The sequence below is a fragment of the Streptomyces durmitorensis genome, assembly GCF_023498005.1.
GTDB lineage: Bacteria > Actinomycetota > Actinomycetes > Streptomycetales > Streptomycetaceae > Streptomyces > Streptomyces durmitorensis.
The window spans coordinates 5,020,889-5,040,225 of sequence record NZ_CP097289.1 but is presented as its reverse complement, the minus strand read 5'-3'; the positions used below and the strand labels follow the sequence as shown (position 1 = coordinate 5,040,225).

The 19,337-nt window shown below is 70.1% G+C and carries 15 protein-coding genes and 4 tRNA genes; 9 read left to right on the top strand and 10 right to left on the bottom strand.

All coding sequences use genetic code 11. From position 1 onward, the window contains the following. Window positions 1-70: 70 nt before the first annotated feature. The 3 genes from M4V62_RS22635 to M4V62_RS22625 all read right to left on the bottom strand — a co-directional run bounded on the left by M4V62_RS22635 (window position 71) and on the right by M4V62_RS22625 (window position 3,733). Window positions 71-2,368, bottom strand: coding sequence for a DEAD/DEAH box helicase (locus M4V62_RS22635; RefSeq protein ID WP_249589058.1), 2,298 nt, complete (start codon window positions 2,366-2,368; stop codon window positions 71-73). Between the two features lie 341 nt (window positions 2,369-2,709). Then, window positions 2,710-3,273 carry a hypothetical protein gene (locus tag M4V62_RS22630; RefSeq protein WP_249589057.1) on the bottom strand — a complete coding sequence of 188 codons (564 nt, stop codon included), beginning with the start codon at window positions 3,271-3,273 and terminating at the stop codon, window positions 2,710-2,712. A 109-nt stretch (window positions 3,274-3,382) separates the two neighbouring features. Beyond that, entirely contained in the window at window positions 3,383-3,733 is a 351-nt protein-coding gene (locus M4V62_RS22625; protein WP_190082831.1) for a metallopeptidase family protein, read from the bottom strand. A 59-nt stretch (window positions 3,734-3,792) separates the two neighbouring features. Between M4V62_RS22625 and M4V62_RS22620 the strand changes: the two genes are divergently transcribed. The 4 genes from M4V62_RS22620 to M4V62_RS22605 all read left to right on the top strand — a co-directional run bounded on the left by M4V62_RS22620 (window position 3,793) and on the right by M4V62_RS22605 (window position 5,708). Continuing rightward, entirely contained in the window at window positions 3,793-5,343 is a 1,551-nt protein-coding gene (locus M4V62_RS22620; RefSeq protein WP_249589056.1) for a metallophosphoesterase family protein, read from the top strand. A gap of 79 nt (window positions 5,344-5,422) precedes the next feature. Continuing rightward, a tRNA-Glu gene (locus M4V62_RS22615) sits at window positions 5,423-5,495 on the top strand. Window positions 5,496-5,534: 39 nt separating this feature from the next. Then, window positions 5,535-5,609: transfer RNA gene (locus M4V62_RS22610), tRNA-Asp, on the top strand. 22 nt (window positions 5,610-5,631) lie between these two features. After that, window positions 5,632-5,708 (top strand) — tRNA-Phe (locus M4V62_RS22605). 488 nt (window positions 5,709-6,196) lie between these two features. Here the strand turns inward: M4V62_RS22605 and M4V62_RS22600 are convergent. The 4 genes from M4V62_RS22600 to M4V62_RS22585 all read right to left on the bottom strand — a co-directional run bounded on the left by M4V62_RS22600 (window position 6,197) and on the right by M4V62_RS22585 (window position 9,401). Further along, a complete protein-coding gene (locus tag M4V62_RS22600) occupies window positions 6,197-7,309 on the bottom strand; it encodes an ABC transporter permease (protein ID WP_249589055.1) in 1,113 nt (370 codons plus the stop codon). 29 nt (window positions 7,310-7,338) lie between these two features. Next, window positions 7,339-8,187: a cytochrome c biogenesis CcdA family protein gene (locus M4V62_RS22595; protein WP_249589054.1), complete on the bottom strand. Its 849-nt coding sequence runs from the start codon at window positions 8,185-8,187 to the stop codon at window positions 7,339-7,341. Beyond that, window positions 8,184-8,936, bottom strand: coding sequence for a DsbA family protein (locus M4V62_RS22590; protein ID WP_249589053.1), 753 nt, complete (start codon window positions 8,934-8,936; stop codon window positions 8,184-8,186). The genes M4V62_RS22595 and M4V62_RS22590 overlap by 4 nt, the downstream gene beginning before the upstream one ends. A 63-nt stretch (window positions 8,937-8,999) precedes the next feature. Continuing rightward, window positions 9,000-9,401, bottom strand: a complete 402-nt coding sequence (locus tag M4V62_RS22585; RefSeq protein ID WP_249589052.1) for a hypothetical protein — start codon at window positions 9,399-9,401, stop codon at window positions 9,000-9,002. Window positions 9,402-9,484: 83 nt separating this feature from the next. Here M4V62_RS22585 and hrpA point away from each other — a divergent pair, with 83 nt between their 5' ends. From hrpA to M4V62_RS22570, 3 genes are all read left to right on the top strand, one after another. Further along, the gene (gene hrpA / locus M4V62_RS22580) at window positions 9,485-13,462 is read left to right on the top strand and encodes an ATP-dependent RNA helicase HrpA (protein WP_249589051.1); all 3,978 of its coding nucleotides are present in this window, start codon (window positions 9,485-9,487) and stop codon (window positions 13,460-13,462) included. Window positions 13,463-13,557: 95 nt separating this feature from the next. After that, window positions 13,558-13,632: transfer RNA gene (locus M4V62_RS22575), tRNA-Asp, on the top strand. Window positions 13,633-13,965: 333 nt separating this feature from the next. Further along, a complete protein-coding gene (locus M4V62_RS22570) occupies window positions 13,966-14,175 on the top strand; it encodes a DUF6274 family protein (protein WP_249589050.1) in 210 nt (69 codons plus the stop codon). Between the two features lie 546 nt (window positions 14,176-14,721). Here M4V62_RS22570 and bldC read toward each other — a convergent pair. Beyond that, window positions 14,722-14,928, bottom strand: a complete 207-nt coding sequence (bldC, locus tag M4V62_RS22565) for a developmental transcriptional regulator BldC (protein ID WP_003949541.1) — start codon at window positions 14,926-14,928, stop codon at window positions 14,722-14,724. Window positions 14,929-15,417: 489 nt separating this feature from the next. Then, a complete protein-coding gene (locus M4V62_RS22560) occupies window positions 15,418-16,287 on the bottom strand; it encodes a DUF8083 family protein (RefSeq protein ID WP_249589049.1) in 870 nt (289 codons plus the stop codon). Window positions 16,288-16,496: 209 nt separating this feature from the next. Between M4V62_RS22560 and M4V62_RS22555 the strand changes: the two genes are divergently transcribed. Together M4V62_RS22555 and M4V62_RS22550 are read left to right on the top strand one after the other, a co-directional pair. Then, window positions 16,497-17,579, top strand: coding sequence for a Leu/Phe/Val dehydrogenase (locus tag M4V62_RS22555; protein WP_249589048.1), 1,083 nt, complete (start codon window positions 16,497-16,499; stop codon window positions 17,577-17,579). Between the two features lie 290 nt (window positions 17,580-17,869). Continuing rightward, window positions 17,870-18,130 (top strand): DUF3073 domain-containing protein, encoded by a 261-nt coding sequence (locus tag M4V62_RS22550; protein WP_249589047.1) that lies wholly within the window; start codon window positions 17,870-17,872, stop codon window positions 18,128-18,130. A 110-nt stretch (window positions 18,131-18,240) separates the two neighbouring features. Here the strand turns inward: M4V62_RS22550 and purM are convergent, their stop codons facing one another. Then, window positions 18,241-19,308, bottom strand: coding sequence for a phosphoribosylformylglycinamidine cyclo-ligase (gene purM / locus M4V62_RS22545; RefSeq protein WP_249589046.1), 1,068 nt, complete (start codon window positions 19,306-19,308; stop codon window positions 18,241-18,243). Window positions 19,309-19,337: the final 29 nt, after the last annotated feature.

Here is a 19,337-nt window from a genome sequence, read left to right as displayed (position 1 = left end):
CGTTTGGCATACGGCAGCGGGCCCGCCCCCGAAGGGACGGGCCCGCTGCCGTGGTTCAGTCGCTCAGGCCTCAGCCGTTGCGCTTCCAGCGCGGCTTGTCGTCACGGCGGCCGAAGGAACCGGTGCCGGTGCCGGAGCGGTCGCGGTTGAACGCCGGGCGGTCGTGGCCACCGGAGCGGGCGCCGCCGGAGGGGCGGTCGTCGCGGCGGTCACGGTTGAACGGGCGGTCGCTGCCACGGTGGCCGCCCGTCGGGCGGTCGTCGCGACGGAAGCTCGAGCCACCGCGGTTGTCGTCACGGCGGTCGCCGCCACGGAAGCCGCCACGGTCGCCGCCGGAGGGACGGTCGTCACGACGGAAGCCGGAGCCACCGCCACGGTTGTCGTCACGGCGGAAGCCGCCACGGTCGCCGCCCGAGGGACGGTCGTCACGACGGAAGCCGGCGGAGCCGCCACGGTCGTTGCGGTCACGGTTGAAGCCACCGCCACCCTCGCGACGGTCGCCACCGCGGAAGCCGGAGCCACCGCCACGGTTGTCGTCACGACGGAAGCCGGAGGAGCCACCGCGGTCGTTGCGGTCACGGTTGAAGCCACCGCCACCCTCACGGCGGTCGCCGCCACGGAAGCCGGAGCCACCGCGGTCGTCACGACGCTCGAAGGAACGGCCACCACGGTCGTCGCGGCGCTCACGCTCGTAGTTGCCGCGGTCGTCGCGCTGCGGGCGGCGCTCCTCGCGGGCGGCCGGAGCGGCCGGCTGCTCGGGGACGGAGGCAGCTGCCTCGACGGCGGCCTCGGCAGCGGCGGCGGCCTCGGCCACCGCGGTCTCCGGGTCGTCGCCACGCTCGCGGGCGGCACGCGCGGTGAGGCGCGAGGCCTCCTCGCGCAGCTCCGTCGCGCGGCGGGTGGCGCGCTCCAGCTCCTTGGTGAGGTCCTTGACCTCACGCTCGGCCTGGGTCGCGGCGTTGCCCGCGGAGTCGGCCTGCACCTCGGTCATCGAACGGGCGCCGGTGATCTCGGCGACCTCCGGCTCGAAGGTGCCGCCGCCGTTGATGATGTGACGCGAGGCGTCGACGCCCGCGTCCTCCATGAGGCGGAAGATCTGGCGGCGCTGGTGCGGCAGGGACAGCGAGACGACCGTGCCGGAGCGGCCCGCGCGAGCGGTACGCCCGGAGCGGTGCAGGTAGTCCTTGTGGTCACCGGCCGGGTCCACGTTCAGGACCAGGTCGATGCCGTCGACGTGGATGCCGCGGGCGGCGACGTCGGTCGCGACGAGCGCGTTGACGTAGCCCTTCTTGAAGTCCTCCAGGACGCGCGTACGAGCGCCCTGCGTCATGCCGCCGTGCAGCGCGTCGGCCTTCACGCCGGACTCGCAGAGCTGCTCGGCGATACGGTCGGCGCCCAGCTGGGTGCGGACGAAGATGATCGTGCGGCCCTTGCGCGCGGCGATGGCGGCCGTGACGGGCGCCTTGTCGCGGGGCTTCACGATGAGGATGTGGTGGGTCATGGTCGTGACGTTGCCCTGGGCGCTGTCGACCTCGTGCGTGACCGGGTTGGTCAGGTAGCGCTTGACCAGGGTGGAGATCTCGTTCTCCATCGTGGCCGAGAAGAGCATCCGCTGGCCGCCGGAGGGGACCTGGTCGAGCAGCTCGGTGACCTCGGGCAGGAAGCCCAGGTCGGACATCTGGTCGGCCTCGTCGAGGACCGCGATCTGGGTGTCCTCGAGCGAGCAGGCGCCACGGCTGATGATGTCGCGCAGACGGCCCGGGGTGGCGACGAGGACGTCGACGCCACGCTCGAGCGCGTAGATCTGGTTGCCCATGGACGTACCGCCGCAGACGACCTTCATCTTCAGGCCGAGCACGTCGCCGTACGGCTGAAGCGCGTCCGCGACCTGCATCGCGAGCTCACGGGTCGGGGTCAGGATGACGCCGCGGGGCTTCTTCTTCTCGGTGCGGCCGCCGGCCAGCGTCGCGAGCAGCGGAAGACCGAAGGAGAGGGTCTTGCCGGAGCCGGTGCGGCCACGGCCGAGGATGTCCTTGCCGGCCAGGGCGTCCGGGATGGTCGCGGCCTGGATCGGGAAGGGGGCGGTCACGCCGTTCTGGGCGAGCTTGCGGACGATGCCCTCGGGCAGCCCGAGGTCACCGAAGGTGGGGCCGGTCTCGGCCTCTTCGTCGGCCTTCGCGGCAGCGTCGGTCGCGGGCTCATCGGCCTCGGCGACGACCTGCTCGGCGGCCTCCACGACGTCGGCGGCCTGGACGGTCTCGACGGCTTCTGCGGTCTCGACGACGGCCTCGACGACGGCCTCGACCGTCAGCTCGTCGGTCGTCTCGTTCTCGGGCAGGACGGCGTGGTCAGAATGAGAAATGGACATGCGAAATGCGAAACCTTCCGGAGTCTCGGCACGCGCCCGTCAACTCCGTGATTTCGCAATGGACCGCCTCGATGCGGTCAGCCACGGCAAGGGAGAGTACGCGCCACGCGGCGCTCTTCTTTTTCGGCGCCGGGCAAATGGGATCAAACGATCTACCACCATACGCACCCAACCCCCCAGAAGGCAAACCGCACCCTCCGGGGCACCTTGGATTCCACCCCCCACAGCCCGCCTCACCTGCGAGGAAGCGGGTTTCGGACAGGGCCGGAACCCGACGTAACCCGCCGCGAACCGCTCCAAGCACCCCGCCCCACGCGGTTCCCGGCCCAAGCGGACCCGGCCTAAGCGGGCCCAGCCTCCGGCGAAGGCTCCCGCGACCTGAGCCCCTCCGACCGCTCCCCCAGCTGCGCATCCTGCTTCGGGGGCTCGTGCGCCGACGAGGAGGGCTCCGGAGTGGGCTCAGGAGTGGGCGTCGGGGTCGGCTTCGGGGGCTCGGGCGTCGGCGTGGGGCGCGGCGGGTCCGGCTTGGTACGCGTGGGCGCGGGCCGTCCGCCCTTGGTCGGCGGGGCGGGGTCGCCGCCGCCCCCGGTCGCGGAGGCGGAGGCCTGCGCGGCATCGGAACCGGACTCCCCGTGGGCGCCCGACCGCTCCTTGCCCCCGCCCTTCTTGCCTTTCTTGCCCTTCTTGCCCTTCGCGTCACCGCGGTCGGCACCCGATTTACCGGCCGAGCCGGCGCCGGGCGTGACGCTGCCACCGTCCGGGGCCGCGGCCGCGCTGCGCTCGCCCGCGGACCGCGCGGGGCCGGGCTCGCCGCCCCCGTCGTCACCGATGCTCATGCAGCCCGCGGTCGCCATGACGGCCACTGCCGCCGCGGCCCACCGAGCAGGAACGTACAACTGGCGCACGGCCGAGCACCTCCGAGGCGCTGAGAAGCGGGGACGTCCTACCCAACTCCCTTGCCCCGCAAGAGGACACGGACCGTGAGCGCCGACAGCCGCCGTCCGCCGCCGGCCGTCAGCCGTATCCCAGGGCGTGCAGGCGCTCGTCGTCGATCCCGAAGTGATGTGCGACCTCGTGCACCACTGTGATCTCGGTCTCGGCGACCACGTCCTCGCGCGACTCGCACATGCGCAGGGTCGGACCCCGGTAGATGGTGATCCGGTCGGGCAGCACTCCCGCGTACCACTCGCCCCGGTCCGTCAGCGGAGTCCCTTCGTAGAGCCCGAGCAGCTCGGGATCCTCGGCCGGTGGTTCGTCCTCCACGAACACCGCCACGTTGTCCATCAACCGCGTCAACTCGGGCGGAATCCGGTCAAGCGCCTCGGCGACCAGTTCCTCGAACTCTTCCCGCGTCATCTCCAGCACACCCCCATTGTCAGCCACCGCCCCGCATAGCCGCCCCTCCCCATGGGCATACCGGACCAATGGCCCGCGACTTCCGTGCGCCCGCCGCCCTCGTACGCCACTACCGCGCCCGCCACCCGCACCCGGTGAGCGAGCTCATCAGCCCACCCCATCCGTACGGCCGCGCCGCGGGCCTGATGGCGGTCGTCGTGCTCGGCGCCTGGCTCGGCCTGCTGATCGTCGGCAGCGTGCACGCGCCGGTGGGCCCGATGGACACGCGCATGACGCTGCGCCCCTCGCTGACGGGCGGCACGAAGATCGACGTCTCCCCGCTCGGGGCCCTCGAACTGCGCTCGCACGTCGCCCCCATCCGCCTGGACGTGGACGTGGACCGCCTGGACCCGGTCCGCTCCCAGGCCCTGGTCGACCACCCCGAGCGGATCGCGGGCCTCCAGGACGAGGTGACGCAGGACGTCGGGCACGGCACGCTCGACCTGGCCGTACGCTCCTGCGCAGCCGTCGTCGCGGGCGCCACGGCCCTGGGCCTCGCGGTCTACCGCCGCCCGCGCAGGGCCCTGGCGGCGGGCGGCCTCGCCCTCGCGCTCCTCGCCGCGTCGGGCGCGGCGGCGTACGCGACGTGGAACCCGAAGTCGGTCCTGGAGCCGAAGTTCTCGGGCCTGCTCAGCAGCGCGCCCTCGGTCGTCGGCAACGCCCGCAGCATCGTCAGCGAATTCGACGTGTACCAACAGGAGTTGGCGCGCCTGGTCACCAACGTGACGAAGCTGTACGACGTGACGTCGACGCTCCCCGCGTACCAGCCGGACCCGTCCACGATCAGGCTCCTGCACGTCTCGGACATCCACCTCAACCCGGCGAGCTGGAAGATCATCGCCTCGCTGGTCGAGCAGTACGACATCAACGTCATCGTCGATTCCGGCGACACGATGGACCATGGAAGCGCCACCGAGAACGCCTTCCTCGACCCGATCGAGGACCTGGGAGCCCCGTACGTGTGGGTCAGGGGCAACCACGACTCCCTGACGACCCAGCGCTATCTGCAACGCATGAAGAACGTCCACGTCCTGGACGAGGGCGGGGCCGCTTCGGTGGCGGGCCTCCGCTTCGCCGGGACGGGCGACCCGCAGTACACCCCGGACCGCTCCGTGCGGGCGGAGGGCAAGCCCGTCGAGGAGATGGCGGGCATCGGCCTCGCCTCCGCCCTCCGCGACCAGCGGGCGGCCGGCACTCCCGTCGACATCGCGGTCGCGCACAACCCTGACGCCGCGCGCGAGACGGACGGCGAGGTGCCGCTCGTCCTGGCGGGGCATGTGCACCGTCAGGAGATGGAGGTCATGGAGGACGGGACGCGCCTGCGCATCGAGGGCTCGACGGGAGGCAGCGGGCTGCGTGCCGTGGAGGGCAAGTACCCGGACCCGGTCGAGACGTCGGTCCTCTACCTGGACCGGGAGACCCGGCGCCTCCAGGCCTGGGACGAGATCAAACTGGGCGGCCTCGGCCTGACGAAGGCGGAGGTCAGCCGCCACTTGCCCAAGGAGAACCAGCCCGGTGCGACACCGTCGCCACCCCCTGCGGGCCGCTCACCGGGCAGCGGCTCCCCGGCCCCCCGATAACCGTTTTGGCGATAGCTCCCCGCATCCCATATGCTTCTCACGTCCCCGACGCGCTGCAAAGCGCCCAGGTGGGCCCTTAGCCCTCATCGTCTAGTGGCCCAGGACGCCGCCCTTTCAAGGCGGTAGCACGGGTTCGAATCCCGTTGGGGGCACGCAACACCTTGTGCGAGACTAGTGCTCGCACAACGCTTGGTCCTGTGGAGCAGTTTGGAGTGCTCGCCACCCTGTCAAGGTGGAGGCCGCGGGTTCAAATCCCGTCAGGACCGCTTGCGATTCCTTGAATCGCGTGGCTGGGTAGCTCAGTTGGTACGAGCGATCGCCTGAAAAGCGATAGGTCGCCGGTTCGATCCCGGCCCCAGCCACCACTTCGAAGGCCCCGTCCAGTGGACGGGGCCTTCGCCGTTCCCGGCATCCGCCCGCAGCGTGACCTGGCCGAAACGCCTTCCCTCCCACCCGCCCGATCACCCCGCATCCGACCCTGGACGAACAGGCCTTTCCCGCCCACCCGCCCGATTGCCACGCAGCCACAAGGGGTGGGTGGGGGAGTGCCGTCAGGGACGCGCCCCGGCCAGGGAGGGTCGGCCCTCACGTACCCGCAGTCGGGAGCGCTCGTGAGGGGACGGGCCGGTATGTCCGCCCGGAGCACGGTTCCCGGCGCTCCGGAGCCGAAGTGGCCCGGCGGCCACCGGACGATAGCGAGGACGGACATACCGGCGCGGCCCCGCCCTCCAGACGGACCAACCCCGCACCCCCGCACCCCCGCACCCCCGGTCCGCGGCCACCGGACGATGGCGGGGACCGACATACCCGCACGGCCCCGCCCCACACCAGACCAGCGCCGCACAAACCCCGCTCAGGCCGCCCCAGGCGCAGCCGCATGGACCGCAGCCTTCTCCCGGCCGCCCGGGTGCCGGTGGCGCCACACCCAGAACACCGTGCTGGCCAGCACCGCCCACCCCGCGAGCACCAGGAAAGGGAAAGCGTGCTGGTGGCTGCCGAAGTACACCGCCGTGTGCTGCGCGTTCACCGACGCCCCCGGAGGCAGCCAGCGCCCGATGTGGCCGAGCACCGACGGAAGCAGCGGCCACGAAACCGCCCCGCCCGACGACGGGTTGCCGAGCAGCACCATCAGGCCCCACGTGGGGATCATCGCCCAGCGCCCGAACATCGTGTTGAACATCGTGAAGACCATCCCCGACGCGAACATCGTCAGCGCCAGGATCAGCCACGACTCGACGAACGGCAGATCCACCGCCCCCAGCCACCAGTCCACCACCGCCGCGATCACGAACCCGCCGAGCAGCGCGTAAAGGACCGTGAAGGCGATCCGCTCCGCCGGGTTCAGACCCCGCGCGTGCACGCTCAGCTGGATCGCCCCGACGAAGCCGATGATCACCGCCGCCAGCGAGATGTAGAAGATCGCGAGCCCCCGCGGGTCCCCCTCCTGGAGCGGTTTGATGTCCTTCACCGTCACAGGGACCCCCACCTGCTTCCCCACCTTCGGCGCGGTCTCGGCAAGGACCTGGGCGACCGACGCCCCCGAAGCCCCCGAGACCTCGAACAGGACCCGGTCGCCCGGAGCCTGAGCGAGGACCGCGAAGACCTTCTGCTCCTCCACCCCGACCCGCGCCGCGGCCACGCTGTCGTACTCGTGCAACTCCAGCGAGGCGTTCAGCGCCTTCTCCATGCCGGCGAGGAACTCCTTGCCCCGCGGAGCGTCCTGCGCGGCGACCACCGCCGTGGGGATGCGGTGCGGGGTCGGGTTCGCCATGGAGTACGTGTACGAGCCCGCGAAGAGCCCCGCGGCCGCGGCCAGGATGAACACCAGCACGGTCGCCGGCAGGAAGGGCGACTCCTTGAAGGACGTCCACCGCTCACCCCGGGTCGGAGTCCTCCCGTGGGCGCCGTGCTGGTGCTCCCCGTGGGCGCCGTGCTGGTGCTCCTCATGCTCACGCTGGTCAGGCATACGAATACGCTAAACCACCCATAAGGGACTTACCTCTGCTCGGCCTCCACCGGCCCACTCCCCCGCCTCCGCCACGCCCGCACCCCGAACCCCGCGCCCACCAGCGCCACCACACCCACCAGCAGCACCGAGTCCGGCACGGCACGGCCCACGTCCCCGGCCCACCGCTCCACGGCGAACGAGTCGTCCACGTCGAGCAGACCCGGCAGCGCCGTGGTCCCGTCGTACGCGAGGAAGAGCGCACCGAGGGCCACGAAGAAGAGGCCCGACAGGAGCGAGGTCGTGTGCAGTTCGACGCGGCCGACCCGGAAGGAACGCCCCCGCAGCCAGCGACGCCGCCCGAGGTCGAAGCGCTCCCAGAGCAGCGCGAGGACGAACAGCGGCACCGCCATCCCCAGCGCGTAGACGGCCAGCAGCAGCCCTCCGTAGACGGGGCTCCCGCTCACCGCCGCCACCGTCAGGACACTCCCCAGGATCGGCCCCGCGCAGAAGCCCGCGAGCCCGTACACGGCGCCAAGGGCGTACACGGACACCGCCGTGGTCGGCCGGATGCGGCCCGAAAGCTCGGCCATCTTCCGCGAGGCGAACCCCATCCCCACGACCTGGAGGACACCGAGCGCGATGATCAGCCACCCGGCGACGAGCACCAGCTGGTCCCGGTGCCCGAAGAAGAACCGCCCCGCCACCGAACCCGCCGCGCCCAGCGGCACGAGGGTCGTCGCGAGACCGGCGTAGAAGATGCCGGTACGGGCGAGCAGCCGCGAGGTCGAGTCGATCGAGTACGCGAAGAAGGCGGGCAGCAGCAGCGCGCTGCACGGGCTCACCAGGGCGAGCAGACCGCCCAGGAACGCCGCGAAGTACCCCACATCGGCGGTCACTTGTCCCCCGCCCCGGACGGCTTCGCCGCCTTCGCCGCCTGCTCGATCGCCTGGTCGAAGACCTCGTCAGGCTGCGCCCCGGAGATGGGCCGCCCGTTGACCAGGAAGGACGGGGTCGACGTGGCCCCCAGGCCGTACGCCTCCTCCTGGTCCTTCTTCACGGCCGCCTTGGCCTCGGCGCTGCCCGCGTCGTCCGAGAAGCGGCCGACGTCCTTGACCCCGGCCTCCTTGGCGAGCTCCTTCAGGCGGTCGCCCCCGAAGCCCTTCTCCTTGGAGCCGTCGGCGTACGCCGCCGCGTGGAACTGCCAGAAGCGGCCCTGCTGCCCGGCGGCCCACGCGCCGCGCGCGGCGGACTCGGAGTCCGCGCCGAAGATGGGGAAGTTGCGCCACTCGATGCGCAGGGTGCCGTCCTCGACGTATTTCTTCACCAGGTCCGGCTCGGTGTCGCGGGCGAACTTGCCGCAGTAGCCGCACTTGAAGTCGGCGTACTCGATGAGTACGACCGGCGCGTCGGCGCGCCCCTGGGCGAGCGGGTCCTTGGCGTCGCGCCGGGCGAGCTTGGCCAGCTCCGGGTAGACCCCGGCCTGCGGATCGGCGGAGACGTCCGCGGGGGACTCCTCCTTCGCGGTGACCGACGAGGGCTCGTCGGGCTTGGTCGCGCTGTAGGAAGCGGCGCCGAGCAGCAGGGCGGCGAGGGCCACGCCCGCTCCGATGGCGATGTTCTTCTTTTTGTTGTTGTTCTTGGGCATCAGGGAGTTCTCTCTCGTTCCTGCACGTCTGTACGTCGTTGAAGGGGCCCCGGACGGGGGCCTCTACACGCGCAGGATGGAGAGATCGACAGGCGAGGGCGGCGCGAGCGGCGGCGGCCCGCGCTCCGGCGTCAGGGACGGCACCGTCTGGTCGAAGCCCCATGCACCGGACGCGGCGTGGGCCTGATGCAGGGCGGGCAGCAGCTCGTAGGCGGAACTGGAGCGCGGCGGGGCGGCGGGAGCCTGACCGGCGTCCTGCTGACCGCCCTTGCCGCAGCCTGGCACCCCGGCAGACACCCCGGCGGACACCTCGGCGGACGCTTCGGCAGGCACCTCGGCCTGCACCGACACCTTGGGCTTCGCGGGCGTCGACTCCGCGGCCACCGCAGGCCCGCAGAACGCCCCGAGCACGACGAGCAGCACCCCCAGCAAGGGGCACCACGACAGACGCGTACGGGACGACATGCCCGGAATCGTACGTCCCCGGGCGCCCCGCCAGATAAATCGGTTCGCCACCTTCGAGCGGCGGGTGAGATCCTGGACGCCGTATGTCTACGCAGCCTGCCCTCACCCTCGACACCCTCGCCCCGCGCCTGTCCGAGCTGTCGCTGCGCGACGAGCACCGGATCGGCCGCCGGCTCGAGGGTGCGCGCCGGATCCGCAAGCCCGATGCCAGGGCCGCCGTCATCGCCGAGATCGCGGCGGAGGTCGACAAGGCATCGGCGCGGATGGCCGAGCGGGGCAGCCGTCTGCCCAAGATCACGTATCCGCAAGAGCTCCCGGTCAGCCAGAAGAAGGACGACATCGCCGCGGCGATCCGCGACCACCAGGTCGTGATCGTGGCGGGCGAGACGGGATCCGGCAAGACCACGCAGATCCCCAAGATCTGCATGGAACTCGGCCGCGGCCTGCGCGGCATGATCGGCCATACGCAGCCCCGCCGCATCGCGGCCCGCACGGTCGCCGAGCGCGTGGCCGACGAGCTGAACACCCCGCTCGGCGAGGCCGTCGGCTGGAAGGTCCGCTTCACGGACCAGGTGGGCGCCGACACGTACGTGAAGCTGATGACGGACGGCATCCTGCTGGCCGAGATCCAGACGGACCGCGAGCTGCGCGCGTACGACACGATCATCATCGACGAGGCCCACGAGCGGTCGCTCAACATCGACTTCCTGCTCGGGTACCTCGCCCAGCTGCTGCCCAGGCGCCCGGACCTGAAGGTCGTCATCACCTCGGCGACCATCGACCCGGAGCGGTTCTCACGGCACTTCGGTGACGCGCCGATCGTCGAGGTCAGCGGCCGTACATATCCGGTCGAGGTGCGTTATCGCCCGCTCCTGGAGGACGACTCCGAAGACACGGACCGCGATCAGATCACCGCGATCACGGACGCCGTCGAGGAGCTCCAGGGCGAGGGCAAGGGCGACATCCTCGTCTTCCTCTCCGGAGAGCGCGAGATCCGGGACACGGCGGACGCGCTGAACAAGAAGAACTACCGCTTCACGGAAGTCCTCCCCCTCTACGCCCGCCTCTCGCACGCCGAGCAGCACCGCGTCTTCCAGCAGCACACGGGCCGCCGGATCGTCCTCGCCACGAACGTCGCCGAGACCTCCCTGACCGTCCCGGGCATCAAGTACGTCATCGACCCGGGCACGGCCCGCATCTCCCGCTACAGCCACCGTACGAAGGTGCAGCGGCTGCCCATCGAGGCGATCAGCCAGGCCAGCGCCAACCAGCGCAAGGGCCGCTGCGGGCGTACGTCGGACGGCATCTGCATCCGCCTCTACTCGGAGGACGACTTCGTCGCCCGCCCCGAGTTCACGGACGCGGAGATCCTGCGTACGAACCTGGCGAGCGTCATCCTGCAGATGACCGCGGCCGGTCTCGGCGACATCGAGAAGTTCCCCTTCATCGACCCGCCGGACCACCGCAACATCCGCGACGGCGTCCAACTCCTCCAGGAACTGGGCGCGTTGGACCCGACGCAGAAGGACCCGAAGAAGCGCCTCACCCCTGAGGGCCGCAAGCTGGCCCAGCTCCCGGTGGACCCGCGCCTGGCCCGCATGGTCCTGGAGGCCGACAAGAACGGCTGCGTACGCGAGGTCATGGTGATCGCCGCCGCGCTCTCCATCCAGGACCCGCGCGAGCGCCCCGCCGAGAAGCAGACGCAGGCCGACCAGCAGCACGCGCGCTTCAAGGACGAGACCTCCGACTTCCTGGCCTTCCTCAACATGTGGCGGTACGTCCGCGAGCAGCAGAAGGAGCGCGGCTCGTCCTCGTTCCGCCGGATGTGCAAGGCGGAGTACCTCAACTTCCTGCGGATCCGCGAGTGGCAGGACATCTATACGCAGCTGCGTACGGTCGCCAAGCAGATGGGCATCCATCTGAACGAGGACGACGCCCCCGAGCAGCAGGTGCACATCTCGCTCCTGGCCGGGCTCCTCTCCCACATCGGGATGAAGGACGTGAAGGAGTCCAAGGACAGCGACCCCAAGCAGCGCGGCGGCCGTGGCGAGTATCTGGGCGCCCGCAACGCCAAGTTCGCGGTCTTCCCCGGCTCCGCGCTCTTCAAGAAGCCCCCGCGCTTCATCATGTCCGCCGAGCTGGTCGAGACCTCCCGCCTGTGGGCCCGGGTCAACGCGCGCATCGAGCCGGAGTGGGTCGAGCCGCTCGCCCAGCACCTCCTGAAGCGCACGTACAGCGAGCCGCACTGGGAGAAGGACCAGGCGGCGGTGATGGCGGTCGAGAAGGTCACGCTGTACGGCATCCCGCTCGTCACCGACCGCAAGGTGAACTACGGCCGCATCGACCCCGAGGTCTCCCGCGACCTGTTCATCCGCAACGCCCTCGTCGAGGGCGACTGGCGCACCCACCACAAGTTCTTCGCCGCCAACCGCCGCCTCCTGACCGAGGTGGAGGAGCTGGAGCACCGCGCGAGGCGCCGCGACATCCTCGTCGACGACGAGACGCTCTTCGACTTCTACGACCAGCGGGTGCCCGAGGACGTCGTGTCCGGCGCGCACTTCGACTCCTGGTGGAAGAAGAAGCAGCGCGAGGAGCCGGAGCTGCTCGACTTCGAGCGGTCGATGCTCATCAACGAGCGCGCGGGCGACGTGTCGAAGGACGACTATCCCGACACGTGGCGCCAGGGACCGCTCAAGTTCAAGGTGACCTACCAGTTCGAGCCGGGCGCGGACGCGGACGGCGTCACGGTCCACGTCCCGCTCCAGGTCCTGAACCAGGTCACGGCGGACGGCTTCGACTGGCAGATCCCCGGCCTGCGCGAGGAGGTCGTGATCGAGCTGATCCGCTCCCTGCCCAAGCCGATCCGCCGGCACTACGTCCCGGCGCCGAACTACGCGACGGCGTTCCTGGACCGGGCGGTCCCGCTCCAGGAGCCGCTGCACGTGACGCTGGCGCGGGAGCTCCAGCGGATGGTCGGCGTCCCGGTCTCGCCGGACGACTTCGACCTCACCCGCGTACCGGACCACCTGAAGATCACCTTCCGGATCACCGACGAGCGGCGCAAGAAGCTCGCCGAGGACAAGGACCTGGAGGCGCTCAAGCTCCAGCTCCGCCCGAAGGCCCGCAAGGCCCTCTCGCAGGCGGCCGCGGCGACGGCCGAGCGGACGGGCGGCTCGGCGGTCGAGCGGACGGGCCTCACGGACTGGTCGCTCGGCTCCCTCAGCCGCGTCTTCGAGACCCGCCGCGCGGGCCAGCCGGTGAAGGCGTACCCGGCGCTCGTGGACGACGGCTCCGCGGCGAACACCGTCTCCGTACGCCTCTTCGACACCGAGGCCGAGCAGCAGCAGGCGATGTGGAAGGGCACGCGTCGCCTGATCCTGCGCAACATCCCGGTGAATCCGGCCAAGTTCGCCTCGGACAAACTGACCAACGCCCAGAAGATCGCCCTGTCCGCGAACCCGCACGGCTCCATCCAGGCGCTCTTCGCCGACTGCGCGATGGCGGCGGCGGACAAGCTGATCGGTGACTTCGGCGGTCCCGCCTGGGACGAGGAGTCGTACCGCAAGCTGTACGAGAAGGTGCGCGCGGAGATCGTCGACACGACGGTCCGCACGGTGAGCCAGGTCCAGCAGGTCCTCGCCGCCTGGCAGGCCTGTGAGCGCCGCCTGAAGTCGACGAAGAGCCCGACGCTCCTGGCCAACCTCACAGACGTACGGACGCAGTTGGACGCCCTCGTCGGCCCCGGCTTCGTCACGGCCACGGGGATCCGCCGCCTCGGGGACCTGATGCGCTACATGGTGGCCGCCGACCGCCGGCTCCAGCAGATGCCGACGAACGTGCAGCGGGACACCTCGCGCATGGAGAAGGTCCACGAGATGCAGGACGAGTACGCCTGGCTCCTGGAACAGCTCCCGCAGGGCCGCCCCGTCCCCCGGGAGGTCCTGGACATCCGCTGGATGCTGGAGGAGCTGCGCGTCAGCTACTTCGCGCACGCGCTGGGCACGGCGTACCCCGTCTCGGACAAGCGGATCGTGAAGGCGATCGACGCCGCGGCGCCGTGACGGCCCGCTCACACAGAGCGAGTTCGACCAGCGCCCGTGGGCTGCTGTAGAGTCCTGTCTCGCAGCGCAACGCAGCAATAAGCGCCGCAAAGCAAGGTCCTGTGGAGCAGTTTGGAGTGCTCGCCACCCTGTCAAGGTGGAGGCCGCGGGTTCAAATCCCGTCAGGACCGCAGTAAAGGAAGGGCCACACTCGGCAAACGAGTGCGGCCCTTCTTGCGTACCGCCGCCTCACCCGCCCCAACTGCTCTCGCCACCCTGCCAAGGTGAAGGCCGCGCCCGCGGCGCAGCCGCAATCAGACACAGCAAATCCCGTCAGGACCGCAGCGCAGCAACACAGGCCGGACTCGATCACCGAGTGCGGCCCTTCTTGCGTACGTCGGCAACGGGCCGTACCCCTTGGGGATACGGCCCGTTGTCGTTCCCGCATCTTGACTCCGTCACATTCCGCCGGTACCCAGACAACAGGGGACGGGGCGGGACCGCTCCCCAGCGGGAGGTGGCGCATGACGGCTTCGGCGGCGTCCGCACGGCACGAGACTCGCGCTCTGCTGCGCGCCCACCTCTCCGCGGCGACGAGCTATCGCCATCTGACGCGGCACTGCCCGATCTGCCACCGCCTTGAGCGTCTCGCCCTGGAGACCGCCCCTGCCGCCCAGGGCGGCTGTGAGAGCGGCTGCGAGTCGGGTGAGGACGAAAGTCCCCCGAACGCGTGACCAAAGCCGACCCGCGACCCACCCCGGTGGTGGGAGGGTGAGGGGTAGAGCCTCGGGCGCGCGGAGCCAACTCCCCTGCGTGTTCCGGGATCTCCTCTAGCTCAGAGGTATCGCAGGCAACAAGGTTCACGGCGTGTGACGGGTGTCACCGAACTTGTTTTGGAAACCCCTGAACTTACCCCCGCCTTACAACAGGTCAATTTAATATGTGCAATTGCACCACCCGGCACAGCGTCCGCCCGGGCCAAACAAGGGCGACGGAAGGGTGGCGCCACAGCCTCCCCACAGCGCGGCCCCAGCACCCCTCAGAGACCAACAAGCCCGCTCACAGCGGCGCTCACCAGGGGCTACCGGGCGCACAAAAAAGATCGCGCTGGACCCGGCGGAGTCCAGCGCGATCGAAACGACTCACCCATGAGGCTCAGGCGTGGGACCCGTTGGGGCGGGACCCGCGTCGCATGTAGCTAAAAGTCGGACGTTGTGGCTGGGTTGGGGGACCCAGGACCGGTCGTACTCTTCGTCCGGGTACTGCGGTAATGCGGTAAATCAGGCCTCGCTGCGCTGCTGCGGGATACCCGCGAGCAGTGCGCGGACCTCAGCCTCGCGGTAACGGCGATGGCCGCCGAGCGTGCGAATCGACGTGAGCTTGCCAGCCTTGGCCCAGCGCGTCACCGTCTTGGGGTCGACGCGGAACATCGTGGCAACCTCAGCCGGGGTCAGCAGCGGCTCGGCATCAGGGGTGCGAGCGGTCATGAGCGGCCTCCTCGGAGAACCGAACCTTCTCGGTTCATTCCTCTAAATTCTGCACCTTGACCCGCGTTGCCCGAAATGGCGGACGCGAGTCGAGTCGGTTATAGGACGAACGGCTTGTCCTCGGCACTACAACTACACCATCCGTCCAGCCACGTCGGCCAAACCGATGGAATTGCCCTCCCAGGTGTCTATCAGCGACGGAAGCCGATGGACCATGCCATAGCGGACAGTCACGCCACAGTGACGATCAGTCACAGAGCGATCAGGAGTCAACAGACCCCCCATAGCGTGCAATGTCGAGTATTCCGCCCATAGATGGACGGAAGGAGCCCTCCCCGGACTCCTTGTCCTATTTTGGCACGAGGGGGGGCGATGGGCGCAAGGGCCCCGTAAGTGCGGTCCGTCACGCTTGATACAAAAGCCCGGATCGGGACCTACGTCCCGTGTAGGCAACACGTAGGGATGACCCGCGCGCGGCCGGGCTGACGCTCAGTTCGAGAACTGGCGGTCCCGGACCGCCCTCCATCGCTCCATGAGCCTCGCATACGCCTCGCCGGCCCCCTCGCCGTCGCCGTTGCGCAGCGCCTCGATTCCTTCGGCCACGTCCGCCGCCGAGTGGTCCTCGTCGAGCTGCTCCTCGGACAGGGCATGCACGAGCCCGCCGTAGTCGAGCTCGACCAGCGAGCGCGGATGGAACTCCTCCAGCCACCGGCCCACGTCCGTGAGCCCGTCGACGAGCGGCCCCTCGTCGATCGTGTCCCGCAGCGTCCGCAGACCCCGGGCCACCCGGCGCCGCGCCTGCACCATCGGCGTGCGGTAGCGAAGGACGGGCGCGCAGGCCGCCGCCTCGTCGCCCTCACGCCCCTCCTCGTACCCCTTCTCGAACTGACGCTCCTCGTCCGAGACGAGCACGAACCAGTTCAGGGGCACCTGCCACGTCGACGTACGGATCCACGGGCGCGCGTCGGGGTTCCGCACGAGCCACTGTTCGTAGTCCGCGGCCGTCTGGCGGCGCACCACCGGCGGCAGGACCGCGTCGAGGACCGGCGTCGGCAGCTGCCCCGGCAGCTCGCCCAGGGCCTGCCAGCCGCGCAGCCGGGTGCGCCAGGGGCAGACGCACACCACTCCGTCGGCCTCCACCACGAACGCGTCGCTGCTCTCGTGCACCGGCACGGGCACCGGCGGCGTGGGCAGCAAGTCGGCCAGGGAGCGCCTCAGTTCGTCCTGGTACGAGGGGCGGTCGGTGCGACGCGCGTAGCGCGCCCAGTGGCCGCGCTCGGGTTCGGGGAAAGCGGCGAGTGGCTCATAGACGCGCAAGTAGGACGCGTACGGGACGACCAACGAAGACACCTTGGGCACGGCTGCTCCCTCCCCCGCGTACCGGCTGGAAAACACTGCAAAGCGTGCCATGGCCGAACTCCGCCGTACCCCTGACTGCGCCGGGAGAGGGTGATCCTCGGCACTGCGCGGCCACCGGGTTCTTCCAGGCTCTAGTCTCATGCCCAACGGGCCCCGCCACCCGCACGGGCGCCCGCCCAACCGCCGCCACTTGACCGGGAGTCACCACAGTGACCGAAGCAGACAACGGCGTCCTGCACACCCTGTTCCACTCGGACCAGGGGGGCCATGAGCAAGTAGTGCTCTGCCAGGACCGTGCCAGCGGCCTCAAGGCCGTCATCGCCATCCACTCCACCGCCCTGGGCCCCGCCCTCGGCGGCACGCGCTTCTACCCCTACGCGAGCGAGGAAGCCGCCGTCGCCGACGCGCTGAACCTCGCGCGCGGGATGTCGTACAAGAACGCCATGGCCGGTCTCGACCACGGCGGCGGCAAGGCCGTGATCATCGGGGACCCCGAGCAGATCAAGAGCGAGGAGCTGCTCCTCGCCTACGGCCGCTTCGTGGCCTCGCTCGGCGGCCGCTACGTGACGGCGTGCGACGTCGGCACGTATGTCGCGGACATGGACGTCGTCGCGCGCGAGTGCCGCTGGACGACCGGGCGCTCCCCCGAGAACGGCGGCGCTGGCGACTCCTCCGTGCTCACCGCCTTCGGTGTCTTCCAGGGCATGCGTGCCTCGGCCATGCACCTGTGGGGCGTCTCGACGCTGCGCGGCCGCAAGGTCGGCGTCGCGGGCGTCGGCAAGGTCGGCCACCACCTCGTGGAGCACCTCCTGGAGGACGGCGCCGAGGTCGTGATCACCGATGTGCGCGAGGAGTCCGTGAACCGGATCATCCACAAGCACCCGTCCGTGACCGCCGTCGCCGACACCGAGGCGCTGATCCGGGTCGAGGGCCTCGATGTGTACGCCCCCTGCGCGCTGGGCGGCGCCCTGAACGACGACTCCGTGCCGGTGCTCACCGCGAAGGTGGTCTGCGGCGCGGCCAACAACCAGCTGGAGCACCCCGGTGTGGAGAAGGACCTCGCCGACCGCGGGATCCTCTACGCGCCCGACTACGTGGTGAACGCCGGCGGCGTGATCCAGGTCGCCGACGAGCTGCACGGCTTCGACTTCGACCGGTGCAAGGCGAAGGCGTCGAAGATCTTCGACACCACTCTTGCCATATTCGCTCGTGCAAAGGAAGACGGCATTCCGCCGGCCGCCGCGGCCGACAGGATCGCCGAGCAGCGGATGGCGGAGGCCCGCCTCCGTTGATCCCGCAGGTGCCGTGGGAGGGCCCCGCCGACGTGCGCGAGAGACAAGACTCACCCCCGTCGGCGGGTCGCCCGGCAAGAAGAGGTTAAAATCGCAGTTGACCAGCGAGGACAGGGCTCCTCGCGGGTTCTGCGCCGAGGCGCGTCCTGCGGGCGACGTACCGTATGGCCGCAGGAGCAGGTACCGTGGAAGCCCTACGGACCGGCCTCTCCACGGAGAGCCCGTTCCTGATCATGAACGCGTGTCAAGACTCTGGGGTCACCAAGCCCCATATCCGAGGGGGTCGAGCCATGGGGCGCGGCCGGGCAAAGGCCAAGCAGACGAAGGTCGCCCGCCAGCTGAAGTACAGCAGCGGCGGGACTGACCTCTCGCGTCTGGCCAATGAGCTGGGCGCTTCGACTTCGCAACAGCCGCCTAACAGCGAGCCGTTCGAAGACGACGACGAGGAAGAAGACGACCCGTACGCCCAGTACGCGGATCGCTATAACGACGACGAAGACGAGGACTCTTCCGACGAGTCCGGTTCTTCGCCGCAGCGCCGCGGCGCTTGACCTCGTTGTATTCGCAGCACTTGCAGTATTCGCAGTTCTCGTAGCAACTGCACCTCACCCGGTCCGGGGTGGTCACCACACCGGACCGGGTTTTGTGCTGCCCTGAGGGCTTACTTGGCGTAGTCACCGATGAGCTCAGCGCCCGTCGCGTGGTCCCCGCGCTCGGTGATCTCACCGGCGATCCAGGCGTCCACGCCGCGGTCCGCGAGGGTCGCCAGGGCCGCGTCGGCGGACTCCTCGGGGACGATCGCCATCATGCCGACGCCCATGTTCAGCGTCTTCTCCAGCTCGAGGCGCTCGACCTGGCCCGCCTTGCCGACGACGTCGAAGACCGCGCCGGGCGTCCAGGTCTCGCGGTCGACGATCGCGTGCAGGCCGTCCGGGATGACCCGGCCCAGGTTCGCCGCAAGGCCGCCGCCCGTGATGTGGCTGAAGGCGTGGACGTCCGTGGTGCGGGTGAGCGCCAGGCAGTCCAGGGAGTAGATCTTGGTGGGCTCCAGGAGCTCCTCGCCGAGCGTGCGGCCGAACTCCTCGACCTGGCGGTCCAGGGACCATCCCGCGCGGTCGAAGACCACGTGCCGGACGAGCGAGTACCCGTTCGAGTGAAGACCGGAGGCCGCCATCGCGATGACGGCGTCACCCTTACGGATGCGATCGGGGCCGAGCACGCGGTCGGCCTCGACCGCGCCCGTGCCGGCGCCCGCGACGTCGAAGTCGTCCGGGCCGAGCAGGCCCGGGTGCTCGGCCGTCTCGCCGCCGATGAGGGCGCAGCCGGCGAGTACACAGCCCTCGGCGATGCCCTTCACGATGGCCGCGACACGCTCGGGGTGGACCTTGCCGACGCAGATGTAGTCGGTCATGAAGAGCGGCTCCGCGCCGCACACCACGATGTCGTCCATGACCATCGCGACCAGGTCGTGCCCGATGGTGTCGTACACGCCGAGCTGGCGGGCGACGTCGACCTTCGTGCCGACACCGTCGGTGGCGGAGGCGAGGAGCGGGCGCTCGAAGCGCTTGAGGGCGGAAGCGTCGAAGAGTCCGGCGAAGCCGCCGATGCCGCCGAGGACCTCGGGGCGCTTCGTCTTCTTCACCCACTCCTTCATCAGCTCGACGGCGCGGTCGCCCGCCTCGATGTCGACGCCTGCGGAGGCGTAGCTGGCACCAGTGGTCTCAGGCATGGGGGATGAGAGCTTTCGTGTCGTTACTA

What these genes read in the sequence shown, in the direction of transcription:
- hrpA (WP_249589051.1), top strand. Translation starts at nt 9,485, where the DNA reads ATGTCTACGCAGCCTGCCCTCACCCTCGACACCCTCGCCCCGCGCCTG.
- M4V62_RS22590 (WP_249589053.1), bottom strand. Translation starts at nt 8,936, where the DNA reads ATGCCCAAGAACAACAACAAAAAGAAGAACATCGCCATCGGAGCGGGC.
- M4V62_RS22620 (WP_249589056.1), top strand. Translation starts at nt 3,793, where the DNA reads ATGGCCCGCGACTTCCGTGCGCCCGCCGCCCTCGTACGCCACTACCGC.
- M4V62_RS22600 (WP_249589055.1), bottom strand. Translation starts at nt 7,309, where the DNA reads ATGCCTGACCAGCGTGAGCATGAGGAGCACCAGCACGGCGCCCACGGG.
- bldC (WP_003949541.1), bottom strand. Translation starts at nt 14,928, where the DNA reads ATGACCGCTCGCACCCCTGATGCCGAGCCGCTGCTGACCCCGGCTGAG.
- M4V62_RS22585 (WP_249589052.1), bottom strand. Translation starts at nt 9,401, where the DNA reads ATGTCGTCCCGTACGCGTCTGTCGTGGTGCCCCTTGCTGGGGGTGCTG.
- M4V62_RS22570 (WP_249589050.1), top strand. Translation starts at nt 13,966, where the DNA reads ATGACGGCTTCGGCGGCGTCCGCACGGCACGAGACTCGCGCTCTGCTG.
- M4V62_RS22550 (WP_249589047.1), top strand. Translation starts at nt 17,870, where the DNA reads ATGGGGCGCGGCCGGGCAAAGGCCAAGCAGACGAAGGTCGCCCGCCAG.
- M4V62_RS22635 (WP_249589058.1), bottom strand. Translation starts at nt 2,368, where the DNA reads ATGTCCATTTCTCATTCTGACCACGCCGTCCTGCCCGAGAACGAGACG.
- purM (WP_249589046.1), bottom strand. Translation starts at nt 19,308, where the DNA reads ATGCCTGAGACCACTGGTGCCAGCTACGCCTCCGCAGGCGTCGACATC.